This window comes from Veillonella parvula (assembly GCF_032575955.1).
Lineage (GTDB): Bacteria > Bacillota > Negativicutes > Veillonellales > Veillonellaceae > Veillonella > Veillonella parvula_J.
In genome coordinates, this window is sequence record NZ_JAWFXN010000005.1 from 90,507 (window position 1) to 107,125 (window position 16,619).

Annotated in this window: 15 protein-coding genes and 1 pseudogene; 2 read left to right on the forward strand and 14 right to left on the reverse strand. The window is 37.2% G+C overall.

The window, feature by feature from the left end:
- From E7L28_RS06445 to pduB, 7 genes are read right to left on the reverse strand one after another with little or no spacing between them, the layout of a single operon-like run.
- Nucleotides 1-1,056 (reverse strand): cob(I)yrinic acid a,c-diamide adenosyltransferase, encoded by a 1,056-nt coding sequence (locus tag E7L28_RS06445; protein ID WP_316603836.1) that lies wholly within the window; start codon nucleotides 1,054-1,056, stop codon nucleotides 1-3.
- 27 nt (nucleotides 1,057-1,083) lie between these two features.
- Nucleotides 1,084-1,458, reverse strand: coding sequence for a glycerol dehydratase reactivase beta/small subunit family protein (locus E7L28_RS06450; protein ID WP_119206722.1), 375 nt, complete (start codon nucleotides 1,456-1,458; stop codon nucleotides 1,084-1,086).
- A complete protein-coding gene (locus E7L28_RS06455; protein WP_316711539.1) occupies nucleotides 1,455-3,281 on the reverse strand; it encodes a diol dehydratase reactivase subunit alpha in 1,827 nt (608 codons plus the stop codon). Before E7L28_RS06455 ends, E7L28_RS06450 begins: the two co-directional genes overlap by 4 nt.
- An 18-nt stretch (nucleotides 3,282-3,299) precedes the next feature.
- Nucleotides 3,300-3,836, reverse strand: coding sequence for a diol dehydratase small subunit (locus E7L28_RS06460; RefSeq protein WP_316603837.1), 537 nt, complete (start codon nucleotides 3,834-3,836; stop codon nucleotides 3,300-3,302).
- An 11-nt stretch (nucleotides 3,837-3,847) separates the two neighbouring features.
- Nucleotides 3,848-4,546 (reverse strand): propanediol/glycerol family dehydratase medium subunit, encoded by a 699-nt coding sequence (locus E7L28_RS06465; RefSeq protein ID WP_265137864.1) that lies wholly within the window; start codon nucleotides 4,544-4,546, stop codon nucleotides 3,848-3,850.
- A 9-nt stretch (nucleotides 4,547-4,555) separates the two neighbouring features.
- The gene (locus tag E7L28_RS06470) at nucleotides 4,556-6,217 is read right to left on the reverse strand and encodes a propanediol/glycerol family dehydratase large subunit (protein WP_316603838.1); all 1,662 of its coding nucleotides are present in this window, start codon (nucleotides 6,215-6,217) and stop codon (nucleotides 4,556-4,558) included.
- Nucleotides 6,218-6,238: 21 nt separating this feature from the next.
- Nucleotides 6,239-6,940, reverse strand: coding sequence for a propanediol utilization microcompartment protein PduB (pduB, locus tag E7L28_RS06475; protein ID WP_038124004.1), 702 nt, complete (start codon nucleotides 6,938-6,940; stop codon nucleotides 6,239-6,241).
- A 489-nt stretch (nucleotides 6,941-7,429) separates the two neighbouring features.
- Here pduB and E7L28_RS06480 point away from each other — a divergent pair, with 489 nt between their 5' ends.
- A complete protein-coding gene (locus E7L28_RS06480; protein ID WP_316603839.1) occupies nucleotides 7,430-8,320 on the forward strand; it encodes a PocR ligand-binding domain-containing protein in 891 nt (296 codons plus the stop codon).
- Nucleotides 8,321-8,458: 138 nt separating this feature from the next.
- Here E7L28_RS06480 and fucO read toward each other — a convergent pair whose 3' ends face one another.
- From fucO to E7L28_RS06510, 6 genes are all read right to left on the reverse strand, one after another.
- On the reverse strand, nucleotides 8,459-9,610 hold the full coding sequence (gene fucO / locus E7L28_RS06485) for a lactaldehyde reductase (protein ID WP_316603840.1): 1,152 nt from the start codon (nucleotides 9,608-9,610) through the stop codon (nucleotides 8,459-8,461).
- A gap of 18 nt (nucleotides 9,611-9,628) precedes the next feature.
- Nucleotides 9,629-10,522: a dihydrodipicolinate synthase family protein gene (locus E7L28_RS06490; RefSeq protein WP_316603841.1), complete on the reverse strand. Its 894-nt coding sequence runs from the start codon at nucleotides 10,520-10,522 to the stop codon at nucleotides 9,629-9,631.
- A 15-nt stretch (nucleotides 10,523-10,537) separates the two neighbouring features.
- Complete coding sequence (locus tag E7L28_RS06495) at nucleotides 10,538-11,650, reverse strand: L-rhamnose mutarotase (protein ID WP_316603842.1); 1,113 nt, start codon at nucleotides 11,648-11,650, stop codon at nucleotides 10,538-10,540.
- Nucleotides 11,651-11,713: 63 nt separating this feature from the next.
- Nucleotides 11,714-12,964 (reverse strand): L-fucose:H+ symporter permease, encoded by a 1,251-nt coding sequence (gene fucP, locus E7L28_RS06500; RefSeq protein ID WP_316603843.1) that lies wholly within the window; start codon nucleotides 12,962-12,964, stop codon nucleotides 11,714-11,716.
- 25 nt (nucleotides 12,965-12,989) lie between these two features.
- Nucleotides 12,990-13,769, reverse strand: a complete 780-nt coding sequence (locus E7L28_RS06505) for an SDR family oxidoreductase (RefSeq protein WP_270278957.1) — start codon at nucleotides 13,767-13,769, stop codon at nucleotides 12,990-12,992.
- Between the two features lie 36 nt (nucleotides 13,770-13,805).
- A complete protein-coding gene (locus E7L28_RS06510; RefSeq protein WP_316603844.1) occupies nucleotides 13,806-15,323 on the reverse strand; it encodes a UxaA family hydrolase in 1,518 nt (505 codons plus the stop codon).
- A 305-nt stretch (nucleotides 15,324-15,628) separates the two neighbouring features.
- Between E7L28_RS06510 and E7L28_RS06515 the strand changes: the two genes are divergently transcribed.
- The gene (locus tag E7L28_RS06515; protein WP_316603845.1) at nucleotides 15,629-16,390 is read left to right on the forward strand and encodes an IclR family transcriptional regulator; all 762 of its coding nucleotides are present in this window, start codon (nucleotides 15,629-15,631) and stop codon (nucleotides 16,388-16,390) included.
- Nucleotides 16,391-16,536: 146 nt separating this feature from the next.
- Here the strand turns inward: E7L28_RS06515 and E7L28_RS09840 are convergent.
- Nucleotides 16,537-16,619 (reverse strand): annotated as a pseudogene (locus E7L28_RS09840) (IS200/IS605 family transposase); the annotation flags it as partial.

The following is a 16,619-nucleotide window of genomic DNA, read 5'->3' on the forward strand; positions in this document are numbered from 1 at the left end:
TCATTGAGTTAACAGAGATTGTAATGCATGAGATGCAATGTCCATATCCTGTGCCACGGTACCACCGCTAATGCCGAGTCCACCAATTATCTTTCCATTCATGATGATTGGATAGCCTCCACCAAAGGTGCAAATTTTACGGTTTACCATGGATTCTATGTTGAATAGATCGCCATCAGGCTGTGCGTTTAAATGTATTTCATGAGTTGCTGATTTAAGCGCCACTGCGGTGTACGCCTTTGCCTGTGCGATGTCGTTACTGATGAGCAATGCATCTGACATACGTTGGAAATACATTAATACACCGTTTGCATCTACTATAGATACAACGATAGGTACGCCTATGGACTGAGCGTAGTCCATTGCCGCTTGTGAAAGCTTCGTCATAATATGCTCTAACTCTGATCCAGTTGTCATATCATTAACTCCATTTTCAGCAGTCTGCTCTATATTACCTACGCATTGATTGCTTCCTGTTAGTATTTCCTCGCAACTAGTTGTTACACGTTCTGAAACGCGTTCTACAATTGTTTCCACAAATTGTACATAGTCTTCCATGCGAGCCATGATATATAGAGCATCAGATAGTCGATTAATAAATTTACGAACCTCATCGCGAATAGGTTCTACAGAACCTAAGCTTATAAGCAATCGTTCACCGCGACGACAAATGGTGCGCGCCACGTGTAGCTCTGCAGCAGATAGATAATTTCCGCTTAATATAAAGCTATGTTGCTGTGGCAATCGCTTTGTATAGTCATCAATCATGTGTTCCAATTCGCTTATATCTTGTTGTGAAATTAGATTACTACTTTCACTAAGATTTTCCACATGAGGCGTGGCTACCTCCGCACATAAGCGGAATAGCTGATGTTGTAATGTGTGAAGCACATGTTTATTGTCTGGTGAGACGACTAATTTCTCACATACACTAACCTGTGCATTTAATTCATCAAAGGTTCCATATGTGTCCACACGAAGTGAATTTTTTGGTACTCTAGTGCCATCAAAGAGGGCTGTTGTACCTGTATCACCGGTTTTCGTATAAATAGCCATATGCACCACCTCTAAAGTTAGTTAGATTTAAAAAGCTACTTCCAATCGTTCATCAGAAACGAAAGGATTACCTTTTACAAGGCGGGCTGCATTGACACCTAAGGTGCGTAAGCTATCTGGATATTGAGCATAGCCCGTAAGTCGATAAATAAATTGATGCATTGGTATGTTTTTATAGGTCAACACAATCGCCTCATCATCAACGCCTATCCCAACAGATAAAGCTGAATTACGAGATGCTAGGTCGGCCAATGTCATATGCGTACCACTATGGGACTCAATGACAACAGGTAGACCTTCCTCTTCAATTCCATATAGAACGGGTTTTAGTATATCCTCACTGATATGCTCTGTAGCATACAGCAATATGGTTGGCTTACTGACGATACTTTGATCCATCATAGGCCTCCCTTCTGTGCATAGGATAATACCAATCCTGTTGCTACCGCATTTCTTGCCCCTTCAACGCCTCGAATATTACCTCGCCCCGCTACTAATGCATATTGTGAAAGTGCATCAGTTACGAGTTGAGGAATTTCAAAGTCTAATGCAGAACCACCTACGATAACTACGAATGGTATATCTCGCACATTATGAGTAGGACTAACAGATGCCAAAGCGCGGAGTGAGTTTGTGACAAATACCCGTTTCTTTGCAGTTTGACGAACACGCTTAATCTTTTCTAGAGGGATATCTCGCTCTACAGGAACGAGCCCATCTGGCGTTACGATAACAACGCGTCCAAACAATGCTGCCGAAAGTGGTTCATTAAAGAACTGCACCGTTCCATCTTCGTGACGAATGTGATATACACTGAGTACTTGAGCCAATGGATCTCGTTTGATGGCTTCTGCAATATGCATATCCTCTAAACCAAGTTCAGAATTGATGAGCATAGTTACCATATTTCCTGCTCCTGCAAGATGAATGGCTTTAATTTTTCCTTCTTGGTTAATGATGGATGCATCAGTTGAGCCTGCCCCTAGATCGAGTATGGCCATTGGTTTTGCTGTCCCCGGTGTAGTCAAAGCACCTAAGATAGCTGATTCAGCCTCTTCACCACCGATTTCAACTGGTACGCCTAACTCTTTTTCTACCTGCTTTGCAATGATTTCCATTTGTAGATGATCTGACTTAACCATGGAGGCAATGCCTACGGCTTGTTCCATAGAGAACTCACCTGCAAGGCCACCCTTTACATTGATAGGGACAGCTACATCTACGGCTAGCAAGTCTTGGATGAATACATCTTGCGGGGATTTATTTGTCAATTGAGCCATTGTAAGGCGAACCTTTTCAAGCATGCCACCTACGTTCGTACCTGCTTCACCACTGATATCATCGATAGGATGAACAGATTCGAGGGTTTCCATAATTCTCTCTGCCCCAGCAGATACATCGACGGATACAGTTCGATCATTCCCCATAACAATGATGGATCCTGCCGGTATTACCCGCTCCTTAACGTCCCCTGCCGGTGTTTTGATGACTACAGCTGAGCGATTTCCGATAAGAGCTCTAGCGATAGGTACAATATTCTTTGTTTCCTCTGGTGAAAGCTCAAATACAGTGGCAATCCCATAAGGATTCGATAATTGTGATACCACTTGCCCCAGTTCTACAACCTCTACCGCAGAAAGCATGCCCATTGGAATTTTATCGATATACGCAACCTCATCTACGATAGGAATTTTATGATCCAATCGATTGTTAACGAGTACGCCGTCATCGGCTTGAAGGATAGCAGCTCGAATATCATAACCGCGCTTACAGTACGCATTAATTAGCTGTGCTACCAATTCGAAATCGATAATCTTTGGAGCTACCACGATGTATGGCTGACCTTGTGGCTTATCAATCAGTTGCTCAATGGGAACCGTATAGCCTACGCCAAGACCTAAGCCACCGGGTGTTTTAGGATTATGACCGATCATGGTGGATTCTGTAATTATGGTTTCTGTAATCGTTTCCATAGCCACATCACCGATAACGGGTGTAGCCTCATTAATACGAACTAAGTCAATGTCCCGTAGTGTAAGATTAGCAGATCTGATTAGCGACTTGAGGGAATCCATGAGACCTACGATATTTTCGCGTGTTCCTTTAATACCTGTAGTACTAGCAATGGCAGAAGATAAGAACTTTACCTCTCCATTGCTATGAATTTCGGCCAAGGCCGCTTCTGTTGTAGAGTTTCCAATATCGATGCCAACAATTCGTTTCATAATGACATCTCCTATAGATTAATTATCACCTTTGAGCTTTTTACGACGTTCGTAGTTTTCTGCAGCTTCTCGTACAAAGTTTGCACAAATCGGAGCCCCTAAACCATCAAGTTCGCTAGCAATATCTAATAATTCTTGTTTGGAAGAACGATATGGACGAAGTGCATTGTACATTTCAAGTAAGCGTTTATCACTTACCTTTGTCATTTCTGCAGCACGAGAGAAGTTGAGTTCAATTTGATCTCGGCCCCCAGCCTTAGCAATTTGACCTTGAGCTTTCAAAATGGATGGAGAAATTTTTAAATCGTCCATTGTGATATGACCGGCCATTACGTTATCCATCGTAATGTGGCTCAAGTCTCGACCCTGACCAAGATCAATCCATTCTGGGTGTTTTTTAGAAATTGGATAATCTTCGATGGTAACCACTCTATCTACAACTGCTGTATTAGGTGTAGAAGATGTATGAGGCGCAGAGTATTGTGTAGCACTTCCCTTTGCCCCTTCTATTTCAGATACGATCTGCTGAATTAAGGCTTCTAATTCGTTAGCCATAGTAAACCTCCTTATACAGTGACACGAACTTCATCAGCTGGCTTACCTTTTACTACATGCTTAGTTTCCTTGATATGAAGCAATGCAGATAATGCTTGGTATTTTGGACGAGCCATTTGATCGTTCAATGTTGGTACTGGTGTTGGGGATTCGCCCTTAGCGTATTTAGCAGCGTTTTTACCGATAGCACGATATGTTTCAGCTGTTAATAGCGGTGCTTGAGGGAATAATTCCAAATTTGAAAGTGGTTGTAAATCGCGTTGGTGAATCAAAGTAGTACCTTTAGATTGAATACCGATACATACACCAGATCCAGAAATAGAATCGCCTTCAACTGCTACAGCAGCTACGTCAGAGGAACGATATACGCGAATTACACGAGCTTTTAAACCTTCTTCTTCGATTCCAGCTACTAATTGGCGAATTACTTCTTGATGTGGTACACCAACAATAGTTTGTCGTTGACTACGGCCAAAGGCAGGACCAACAGCAATAACTACTTCATCTGCGCTTGTACCAGGTTGTGCAGGGCCACCAGTTTGGAGCCAGCTATCGTCACCAGTTGGATCTTCATGTCTAGGAGCCGCACTTGATGTTGTGCTTTCACCAACACTAGCCTTGAATTGTGGTGCCTCATGAACACCACCCATTTCTTGTAAAACGTCTAGGATAATAGAACGTAATACATCTTTGTTAATTTCAGCCATCATGACACCTCCTTATATATCCCGTGGATCAATGGCGTTTGGAATATTTTTAATGCGTTCCCAATCTTCACCTTCCACACGATAACCTGTGCCAGCACCTTGATAGTCATTTTTATTGTTAATCGCGGAGATAACGTTGAAGTCACGGTCAAAGATAGCCGATGTTTGTAAGTAATCACCGGAGATTTTTTGTTTTAATAGATTCAAAATACTTTGTGCTACATCTTGATGACCTTCTTTAGCTAAGCCTTTTACGAAGTCAACGCCTGTAACACCGCGGTTTAACAAGTCTTGAGCCGCTTTAATATCTGCAACCTTATCGCGAGGAGGCATGTCTTTAGAGCCATTCGCATAGGTAGCAGCCTCTACCTCTTGATCTGTAATCGGAGGCAAACCTAAAGCTTTGAACAAAGCTTGTAGTGCACGAGCCGCTTTATTACGAACCGCTACTACTTCTTCTTCGCGAACAGGGATAAGACCGCCATTTACCTTGAGGTCACGTTGGATAACTGTCCAGTCATCATAGTCCTCTGCATCCCAGTTGGAGCCAGCAAACATGTTGTCATAGTTTGGTGTAGAACTATAACCAGAGCAAATGAAGTCAGTACCTGGTGCAAATTGCATCAATGTACGAGCTGTTCTACGCAAATCAGAATGACTGAATGTTTGGTCATTACTAGATGCACATTCTAGGTCGAGCATAGCTGCTACAAGGTTTTCTGCTAATACAGCGCGGATACCAGAAGGTACAGCTGCTGGAATACCGATACAGCTTACAGAACCATTTTGGATACCTTGTACGCCAGCGCCTTTTGTGATATATAGGCAACGGATTTCAAGGTACAACATAGATTTACCTTCTGCTTGGCCCATTTGTACTTCAGAACCTGTACCAGAGGTGAAGCGCATTTTAAGACCACGAGAGGCATAAGCAGATGCGAGGAATCCTTTAGACCAAGGTGTATCATCACCATCGGTAAATACGTCTTCTGTACCATATACGGAAATTGTTTCTGCATATGCTGTGAAGCCACGCATGCCAAGTTCCAATTCTGTCGCTTCTTCCAAGGAGCATTGTGTCAATACACCTGGACGACCACATTGAGAGCCTACGAGTAAGCTAATCGCATTGAGTGGTGCGTAACGAGCAACGGCTACTGTTGTTTCTTCTTCTGCGAACCCACGAAGTGCACCTTCCGCAGCATCGGCTGCGATTTGCACTGGATTGTCGTTTACGTTCGTTACATGGGCTTGGTTAGCCATTGTACGACGAGCACGCATTTTTTGCATACATTGCATCATCTCAACAACGTTCATAGAAGAAACAACTTCCAACATTTTCGCTGGAGTAATAGATTTACAAATCTTAACGATTTCTTCACGAGGTACTGATGGTGTAAGCATCATATTAGCAATCTCTTTTGAATCCTTTGCCATTGCTTGTTCAGCACCATCGAGAACGATACCGTAATTTGCAATAAATGTATCGATAAGATCAAAATCTTCGCGGCGTTTACCATCGAGTTCAACGATGCGACCACCTTCGATTTTGAGGCTAGGCTTTGGATCTTGAGGAGATTCCATGGCTATAAAACCTTCCTCTACCCATTCCTTTACATAACCATCCTGATTGACAGGACGTTGACTTAAGACTTCGAAACGTTTTGATTTCATAGGGCATACCATCCTTTCAGATTAGATATAGGAAGGGGCTCCGTTCACTGGTTCGTCACCCATAGTACCGAGCAATTGTTTACCTACTTCACGAGCAGAAATAACCGCTTGTCGTACAGCCCCAGAATCGCCAGAAATCTGTAAAATTACTTCGTTAGAATTACTTGTACCTGCAGAAGGAGATGCATAACCGATTACATCAACGTTTGCAGATTTGACAGCTACATCGGCCATAACTACGCCAATAGCTGCTGGAGCACCTACGATAAGACCAAAAGCTTTACCTTCGGGAGCGCCAAATGCTGCATTTACTGCATGACTAGCGCGTGCTGTATATTGAAGTTCAATATGACCAGCATCGTTTGCGTATACATCGCCAAAAGTACGTTCCACTTCAGCTAATGCTACTTCAATAGCTCGTTTTACATCGGATACATCATCACCACCAAAAATGATTAACGACCCATGGCCTGCGCCACCTTTAGTATCACGAGGTAATTCAATGCTAACAATTTCAGTATTAGTTGCTTTTACTGCTTCATCAGCAGCCATAATGTGTGGGCCTGCACCAGTACGAGCACCTAAAATACCGATGGAACGATATTTTTTCTTTAGTTTCATCGCATCTAATACTTGTTGATCTACGTTAGCAATTACGAGACCAATAGTATCACCAGTTTTACTAGTCCCTACAAATTCAGTTAATCCACATGTTGTCGCCATAATACCCTCCATACGTATAATGAAAGTATCAAAGTATCTATGTACAGAAAACTATGTTGCGGTATACCATTTTATATTTTTTATCATTTCTTTAACCATTCATATGTATGCAACCCTAGATTCTGTACACCATATATTGCTATAGAGCATGCCTTGCTATTCAGTCACAACCCATCGGACTCAATCCTTTCTAAATACATGTACTATAAGGCTTTTATCTACCTTTATTATAAAAATTATTAAATGTAACTTTTTTATGTATATTCGAAAAATGCGATTTTTCTATTACTAAAATACGACAATCCTGTTATACTTATACATATAAAAGCAAGAAATAACTTAATTTTATAGGTATATGAATTTTAGGTGGTATGTCACTTTTCTCTTTTCTCAGGTTTAGAGACGACCCTTTAGCTAGAGAGCAAGTAGAGCTATTTTAGCGGGGTGCTTACTAGACCTCTTAACACATTTGTGATTGGAGGTTTCACTATGATTTGTACGAAAGAAGATACTAAGCTTATCAATGAAATCATGCGTGATTTCACAAACATAACAAAAATCGCTGCTATTTTTGTTAATAATCGTGGAAAAGTGTTATCTCAAGAATATAACTTTTCTCCATTTTGTAAGGTCGTAAGGCGCAATCCAGCCTACGCCAAACGCTGCAATCAATGCGACCTATATGGTGGACTAGATGCCACAAAAGAACTATCCTCTTGTCCGTACCGCTGTCATATGGGCCTTATAGATTTCTCCGTGCCCATCATGAAAGATGGCGCCATCTTAGGCTTCATCATGGCAGGCCAGACAAAAACAGAAGATACAACAATCAAACCTATTTTGCCTACCCAAACCGATTGGCATGATGACACTAAACTTCGCGCCTTATATCGGACCTTACCAGTTTTGACTGCGGAACAAATTTACAGTGCTACAAAGGTGTTGAGGATCTTGGTAGAACATTACTTCCCATTTAACGATGCCATAGCTGAAGAAATGCCCTATGAGCAATTACCGGACTTTGTAGAATCGGAACGCCCTATTAATCGTCCAGAAATCCGAAAAGCCATGCTATACATAGAAAAAAACCTGAGCAAACGCGTGTCGCTCAGGAGGATTTCGGAACATATTCATTTAAGCGAGTCCTACTTCTCTAAGATTTTTAAAGATGATACAGGACTTTCAGTAGTGCAATATATAACACTATTACGCATACAAGAAGCAAAAAAACTATTAGTATATTCCCAACTAACAGTTAATCAGATCAGTAAAACATTAGGTTATAACAGAACTAGTTATTTCTGTAAAATTTTCAAAATGGCTACCACTGAAACACCACATTCATATCGGAAAAAATATGCTAAGCCAATAGATATGTAATATACTTAATATTAGCTGTTTCACTATGTAATAAAAAATAGAGTGATGAGATCCTAAATATAGGATTTCACCACTCTATTTTATTTAGAAATACTAAATTTGAGAGGAGGAGTGCAGACAACTAAAAAAATACAAATGCTACATAATAGACTTATAAATATTAATTATATCTTCTAGTGTTGGATCTTTTGGATTACCTGGTGTACAAGCATCCGCCATTGCTGACTTAGCTAAAAATTCTAAATCTTCTTCTTTTACACCAACATCCTTAAGATGTTTAGGAATATTAACATCATCAGCTAATTGTTGAATTGCCGCAATAGCAGCACTATCAGCTTCCGCTTTACTCATTTGCTCTAGATTTTGAACACCAAAAGCTCTAGCAATTTCTTTATACTTATTACCGGTAGCACTAGCATTATACTTTAATACAGCAGTCAACATCATTGCGCAAGCTTTGCCATGTGGAACATCATAAAGTGCACTAAGTGGATGAGCCATTGAATGCACAATACCTAATCCAACATTAGAGAACCCCATACCTGCAATATACTGTGCCAAAGACATTTCTTCCCTAGCGTCATAATCACCAGCTACAGATTTACGTAAAGACTTTGCAATTAATTCGATAGCTTTGATGTGTAGCATATCGGTTAATTCCCATGCACCTTTAGTAATATACCCTTCTATTGCATGAACTAAGGCATCCATACCTGTTGATGCACAAAGACCTTTCGGCATAGAAGCAGACATATCTGGATCAACAATCGCAACTACAGGAATATCATGTGGATCAACACAAACAAATTTACGCTTATTCTCAACATCAGTAATAACGTAGTTAATAGTAACTTCAGCAGCCGTACCCGATGTAGTACTAACTGCAATAATAGGTAGTGACTTATTTTTAGTTTCAGCTAAACCCTCTAGACTTCTAACATCAGAGAATTCTGAGTTTGTCATTATAATACCAATAGCTTTACTAGCATCAATGATACTACCTCCGCCAATAGCTACAATAGCTTGAGCACCGAATCTTTTACATACATCAACACCATTTTTAATATTTTCAATAGTTGGGTTTGGCTTAATATTTGTATATATTTCGAAATTAACGCCCGCATCACGAAGCAAATCTGTAACCTTCGTAGCAACACCGAATTCAAGAAGATCTTTATCAGTCGTGACTAAAATCTTTTGAAAATGTCGTGCTTGAAGTTCATTTATAATCTCTTTAATAGCACCTTTTCCAAAATATGAAGTTTCATTGAGAATTATACGTTTGCTCATATTATCATCTCCTAGGAATCATTTTCTCCAAAGTCTTTTGGCAACCATATCTAGATCAGATTTTACAGAATCTGTTAGTTTTGAAATAGGAACTCTACAATTTTCTTTGATTGAGCATCCCATCTCACTCAAAGCCCATTTCATAAGTGGGTTAAACGGAGTATACGCTTCATAGAATAAAGCATATGTGTCAATCTTACGCTGAATTTCTACAATTTGACTAAAATTACCTTCATTCAAGGCAATAACTAAATCATGACACAATTTAGGATATACATTAGATAATGCACCAATACATCCGGCACCACCGGAGATAACTACAGGAACACAGTTAGTATCATAACCAGTATATACTGCAAAGCTTGGATATAGAGTTAAAATTTCATTAATATATTTCTGACTATGACGAGAAACTGGATGTGTATCTTTAATACCAATTAAATTTTTATGTTTTTCCAATAATCGCAATACAGTATTAACAGATATATCATATCCTGTGCGATCTTGATAATTATAGAGATAAACATTACCAGAAATATGGCCTAAGATATCATCAAAATAATTGTATACATCCTCTTGGCTGCATGCACTATAATATGGTCCAACAATAATAACTGCATCAGCGCCTTTTTTTAGAGCAAAATTAGATAGATTTATAGTTTCTAATCTATTCATACGGCCTGTACCAGCTATTACAATTCCGCGATGATTAATATATTGAACTGCATCTGATATTAATTGTTCAGCTTCATTATAATCTAAGGCATAAAATTCGCCTGCACTTCCACCTACTAAAATTCCATCAATACCATTTTCAAGTACATGATCATACAATGAATGCATATCATCATAATTAATAGTACTATCATCATTAAAAGATGTTAATATTGGACAAAAATATTTGCTATTCATATATAATACTCCCCTCTATTTATTTAAATCATAAACTAAATCCATATCTGCCCACCATTCACTTTTTAATGCACCATCAATACGTTTTTGGCATGGGTCTGTTTCTTTCCACCAACGATTTGTTTCAGGATCTTGTGCCATTTTTGCCATATCATACTTAAAATCATCACCACAATATTCCATTACAGAAAATAGTAAGTCATCACGATTCCAAATCTTATATTTAGTAATACCACATTCTCTAATCATTTTATTAACACTCGAGAATGGATTCGCATGTAACTTTTTATAATATTCTGCTTTTTCTGGACGTAGTTTAATAACCGATGCAAAAAGTTGTGGACGATTAATTTTATATAATTTTTTAGCATTTTTACTAAAGATATCTAGATCATCATTAAAATACTCACGCACACAATTTAAATGATCCTCAAAAGATGAATATAAATTAACTACAGGATAGTTAGATGCATACATTAGTTTTGAGTGATCAAAGGTTCCAGAAATAAAGTCTAAAAGATTTTTTACAAATAACTTATTATCCGTAGGGAAGCCTGAAATCTTACAGTATACATTAGGCAGTGATGCTAATTTTGTCATTGCCTTTTTATAACTTTCATCTAATGTGCTCACATTACCACAATGATTAATTACTACTTTAGCCTCTGGGACTTGCTTAATCGAATTATATAAGTCTTCTAATTCATCTACTCGATTACAACTTTCAAATAATAAATCTTGTTTAGCTAGTACTTCCAAACCTTGAATAAAACTTCGTTCTAAACATCTCCCTCGAGGAGAGCTATCTATATGAAGTGGTTCTCTTACACCAACAATACCGATTGGTAATCGCATATGCTCACATAAATGTCTAGCTCTCATTACACGAGCTAAAATATATGGGCTTTTCAATTTAAAGATATAATCATCTTCTTGAATTGCGTTATCACAATCTACCTCTACATACACACCACCTTTAAAATTGAAATCATACTGCCCATAATCCTTTGCAATATCATCTATTGAAAAGCTTCGTTTTATAATCCCTGCGCAAGAATTTAGCCAAGGAAGATTTAATATATTTAAATCCCAAATGTGAAAATGACTATCTACAATTTCAAGCATCATGTGTCTCCTTTAACGTGACTATCCGTCGAATAGGATAAACATTTAATTATCCAATAAAGTAATTTAGTCTCGTTTCATTACTTTTGGGCAACTCCCAAAAAATCCATACCAAGCAACAAATAAGAAACATGGTATTAATAATAAAAACGAAGTTTCAATATTATGAAGATCTGCAACTAAGCCCATAAAATATGGCATGATTGCACCACCAACAATAGTCATGATTAGTACACTAGAGGCTGTCTTAACCAATGCATCTGGTATGTCTGTAATAGAAAGTGCAAAAATAGTTGGAAAACTAATTGACATAAAGAAGAAAGATGCAATAAGCGTGAATACAGAAACGCTACCAGTCAAGATATTTAGTAATATCATAATGCATACATTAATAAGAGAATAAATACCTAAGATACAACCTGGTCTAAACTTCTTTAATAAAGGAGTAGTAACAACACGACCAACCATAAATGCAACTAAAGCGATACTAAAGAAGAATGCTGCTTGAGAATCAGTTACTTCTGACCACTTATCTACACTATAATTAATGAAAAAGGCACCTGCACCAACCTGTGCGGCAACGTATAAAAATTGAGATAATGCACCTAATCTAAAATGACGGTAACTAAAAAGTTTCGCATAACTTACTTCATTATCTACTGATGACTCTGTAGAACCAGAAACCTCAGAACCTTCTGGTAATTTGTTAAAAACAAAAAGTAATAACATAATAATAATAATCGCTGCAATTCCAACATATACCATTTGTACGCTACGCATATTATCAGCTACATCACCCCCATGAGTAACTGATAAAAATAATGCACCACCAATAATTGGTCCTAAAAATTGACCTACACCATTAAAAATCTGTGCAATATTAATACGGAATGCAGCATCCTTGTCACTACCTAATTTTGTGATATAAGGATTAGCATTTGTTTCTAAGCTACCTAGTCCACAAGCAAGAATGAAAAATGCGCCAAGGAACATATGGAAACTATGGGCATTACTAGCCGGAATTATTAATAGTGCCCCAATAGCATAGAGTGCCAACCCCATGATAATACCACCCTTAAAGCCAAATTTTCTTGCTACTAAAGCAGCTGGTGTAGCTATTACAAAGTATCCTCCAAAATATGCAGCTTGTAATAAACCAGAAGTTGCTTTTGTAATGCCTAATTGATTTTGAAAGTTTTTATTCATTACATCAATTAATCCATAACTAACCCCCCACATGAAGAATAAAATTGTAACTAACCAAAACGCTAATTTAATATTACTAGCACTTACTTTTATAGTTTTATCGGTATCCATAATACACCTCCTGTAGCCGAGTCATTTAACTCAATGCTCGATCCAAATGCACATAACCACCATCAACATAAATCCATTGACCTGTAGTATGTGAAGATAGGGAGGAAATTACAAAAACTGCAGTATTTGCAATCTCTTCAATTGTAGTAAAACGTCTTTCAAATGGAATTTTATCAGTAATAACTTTTTTTCTTTCTTCTGGATTATCAAAAGTCTTAATCCAGTTTGCATATAATGGTGTCCAACATTCACTTACAACAATCGCATTACTACGAACACCATAAGGTAAAAAGGCTGCAGCCCATTCACGTGTCAAACCTAAAATAGCACCTTTTGCTGCAGCGTAAGCACTAGTTTTACCTTGTCCAGTCAACGCTGTTTTAGAGCCTATATTCAAAACACAACCTTTTGCTTCTTTTAAATATGGTAAAGCACAACGGACTAATTCATAGTAATGTGTCAGATTTCCATGTAAACTCTTTTCAAAGTCTTGCCAAGTCGTATCTTCGATGGATTTATTGTCATTGGCACCAGCATTATTAACTACAGCATAAATACCACCATATTTTTCTGCTACGGAGTCAACAATTGATTTAATCTTATCTGCTTCATTTAAATCAATTTGAATGAAATCATATTTATCTGTAATCTTCTCCATCTCAGTTATAAATTCATTTGTCAAAGGAGATCTTGCTAAAATAACAGGTATTGCTCCCTCTGCAGCTAAACTAAGAGAGATTCCACTACCAATACCACTGCCACCACCTGTAACTAAAACAACTTTACCTTTTAATTGCAAATCCATGATACTTACCTCCTAAAGATAATTAATGTAATAAATTTATACTGTAGTTGCTAATCGCCAAATAGAAAAATCATTTTGTTCATTTATTTCTGCTTTTGTTTCTCTTCCATTTCCTACCTCTACAATAAAATCTATTATTTCTTCGCCCATTTCTTGTATTGTTTTTTGTCCACTAACAACAACGCCGGCATCCAAGTCAATTGAATCATTCATATTTATATAAGTATCGGTATTAGAAGATACTTTTATTGTCGGAACTATTGGACTTCCTGTTGGTGTTCCTCTACCTGTAGTAAAAACGACTATATTACAACCACCAGCTGCCATACCACTTAATTGTTCTATATCGTTTCCCGGTGTATTCATGAAAGTCAAGCCTGTAGCAGTAATTGGTTTTGCATAGTCAATTACTGAATTTACAGATGTATTCCCAGCCTTATAAATACAACCTAGAGATTTTTCTTCTATACTACTTAATCCACCTTCGATATTTCCTGGGCTAGGATTGGCGCCCCTAATATCCGCATGTGAATCAATAACAGTTTGTTCGAATCCTTTTATAGTATCTAAAATTTGTTTTTTTACTTCAGCATTAATAGCTCGTTCTGCTAATATATGTTCAGCTCCAATTAATTCAGTAGTTTCTGCCAAGACAACCTTTCCACCATGGCCAACAACGATATCGGAGGCAGCACCTAAACTTGGATTAGCACTCAGTCCGGAAAAACTATCACTACCTCCACACTCTGTGCCTAATACAATATCTGCAAGACAGCCTTCACTCCTTTTCACGAGCAAAGCTTCATCTAACATTTTTTTTACAATTGTTACACCTTTTTTTACACTCTCATTAACACCACCACATTCTTGTATATTAAAGTATTCAACCTTTTTATAAGGAGTATACTTTTTTATTTGTTCTGCTATAGATTTAGCTTGAACAACTTCACAACCTAATCCGACTACTAATACACTATAAACATTCGGATTTGTACCTGAACCAACTAATACATCTTGAGTTTGGCTCGCATCATAACTTAATTCACTACAACCATGTTGATGATTAAAAAAAACTACTTTTGAATCAGGTTTCATTGCAACAGAACCATATTTAATCTCATTTGCAATGCGTTCAACCACTTTATTGGCACAATGTACGCTTGGAATAATCAAAACATGATTTCTTAAACCAAAACTACCATCAGGTCGTCTAAATCCCGATAAAGTATAATTTTTTTTATTATTTAGTATTACATGATCTCTAATCCCATTTTGGCTAATTTCTTTTGTTTTTGAGTCTAAATCACCTCTACCTCTTTCTCCATCTATATTGTGAATATGTACCCATTCTCCAGATTTAATATTTCGATTTGCAACGCCTATATGCGCACCATATTTTATAATTGGCTGCCCTTTTAAAATATCTTCGGTTGCAAATTTATGCCCTTTAGAAACATTTTCTTTTATAACTACACCTAAAGCTTTATCACCTTTATTCAGTGTAGTTAGTGCTGTTCCTACATTATCAGAGTTATTCACATGAATTGCATTCATATTAACGTCTCCTTAAAATAATTAAACTTACATAACTTATTAAGAATTTATCATCTTTATTAATCTCATAGTATCTCTATTGTTCGCAAATGTCAATATTATTCGTATATGCGAACAGATAATTATGAATAAAAAAAATAACACTTCAAAACTAACTATATTTGAAATGCTATCTAGTCTAATAGACCCCCTACTATTTAATTTTATTCTGTACTCAGATAATGTTATCTATTCAAATTTTAAGAAAAAAAAGATATTATAAATATTAGAAAGCAGATCATTTATCAAAAGGAATACTCAATAATATGAATATGAAATTACATAATCCAACGCTACGAGTTATAGAAGTAATTGAAACTGTTGCTGAAAATCAGTCTGGCCTTAGTTTATCTCAAATATCAAGCAAAATAAATTGTCCAAAAAGCACATTAATGCCAATATTAAAAACATTATGTGAAAAAAATTATCTCTTATTTTCTGAAGAAACATTACTTTATACTATGGGAAAAGAGATTTTATTTATTAGTAGTATGTATGAATCAACTAATACTAGTTTAGATCTAATACAAGAACAGATGAAACGATTATCTACAGAATGTAATGAAACTTGTCATTTAGGCATTCTAACTGGTAATGAAATTATGTATTTACTAAAAATCTCTACTACCAATCCAATCCAATTAATCTCTTCTGTCGGTAAAAGATTACCAGCTTATGCTACAGCACTCGGTAAAGCTTTATTATTAGATAAAAGTATAAATGAGCTAGAAGAACTATTTCCTAATCCATTTAAAGCATTTACAGCACAAACTATAAGATCTCCTATAGATCTATATAATGATATTCATAATAATAATAGCTTTACTTATGAAAACGAAGAAATTACTAATCATGCATGCTGTATAGCACTACCAATCCGAGAAGATGGAAAAATAGTCGCAGCCCTTAGCGTTAGCTTTTTAACATTCACAACATCATCTGAAAAAGTACTAAAAATAAAAAAGGAACTATTAAAATCAGCATCAATTATAGAAAGAATAATTAAAAACAAAGGTTTTTCATATTAATCATAACCACCACCCGTAGAACGGGTGGTTTGCTCTGACCCTATAAGGGTCTTTCTCTAGTGGTGGCCCTCTAAAGAGGGCATTGAATGATTTGACAACCACTCTATTACCACTGGCTGCCCCCTACTCGGGGGCTTTTAATTTGCCTACTTTACCGGCTCACCCGTAAACGGGTCGGTATATTCTTTAAAGTTTAATGTATCTTGTGCTATATCTTCTTGTAACTGAT

Bases quoted from the DNA above. Each gene is read 5' to 3' on its own strand.
- E7L28_RS06445 (WP_316603836.1), bottom strand. From the start codon at position 1,056: ATGGCTATTTATACGAAAACCGGTGATACAGGTACAACAGCCCTCTTT.
- E7L28_RS06450 (WP_119206722.1), bottom strand. From the start codon at position 1,458: ATGATGGATCAAAGTATCGTCAGTAAGCCAACCATATTGCTGTATGCT.
- E7L28_RS06455 (WP_316711539.1), bottom strand. From the start codon at position 3,281: ATGAAACGAATTGTTGGCATCGATATTGGAAACTCTACAACAGAAGCG.
- E7L28_RS06460 (WP_316603837.1), bottom strand. From the start codon at position 3,836: ATGGCTAACGAATTAGAAGCCTTAATTCAGCAGATCGTATCTGAAATA.
- E7L28_RS06465 (WP_265137864.1), bottom strand. From the start codon at position 4,546: ATGATGGCTGAAATTAACAAAGATGTATTACGTTCTATTATCCTAGAC.
- E7L28_RS06470 (WP_316603838.1), bottom strand. From the start codon at position 6,217: ATGAAATCAAAACGTTTCGAAGTCTTAAGTCAACGTCCTGTCAATCAG.
- pduB (WP_038124004.1), bottom strand. From the start codon at position 6,940: ATGGCGACAACATGTGGATTAACTGAATTTGTAGGGACTAGTAAAACT.
- E7L28_RS06480 (WP_316603839.1), top strand. From the start codon at position 7,430: ATGATTTGTACGAAAGAAGATACTAAGCTTATCAATGAAATCATGCGT.
- fucO (WP_316603840.1), bottom strand. From the start codon at position 9,610: ATGAGCAAACGTATAATTCTCAATGAAACTTCATATTTTGGAAAAGGT.
- E7L28_RS06490 (WP_316603841.1), bottom strand. From the start codon at position 10,522: ATGAATAGCAAATATTTTTGTCCAATATTAACATCTTTTAATGATGAT.
- E7L28_RS06495 (WP_316603842.1), bottom strand. From the start codon at position 11,650: ATGATGCTTGAAATTGTAGATAGTCATTTTCACATTTGGGATTTAAAT.
- fucP (WP_316603843.1), bottom strand. From the start codon at position 12,964: ATGGATACCGATAAAACTATAAAAGTAAGTGCTAGTAATATTAAATTA.
- E7L28_RS06505 (WP_270278957.1), bottom strand. From the start codon at position 13,769: ATGGATTTGCAATTAAAAGGTAAAGTTGTTTTAGTTACAGGTGGTGGC.
- E7L28_RS06510 (WP_316603844.1), bottom strand. From the start codon at position 15,323: ATGAATGCAATTCATGTGAATAACTCTGATAATGTAGGAACAGCACTA.
- E7L28_RS06515 (WP_316603845.1), top strand. From the start codon at position 15,629: ATGAATATGAAATTACATAATCCAACGCTACGAGTTATAGAAGTAATT.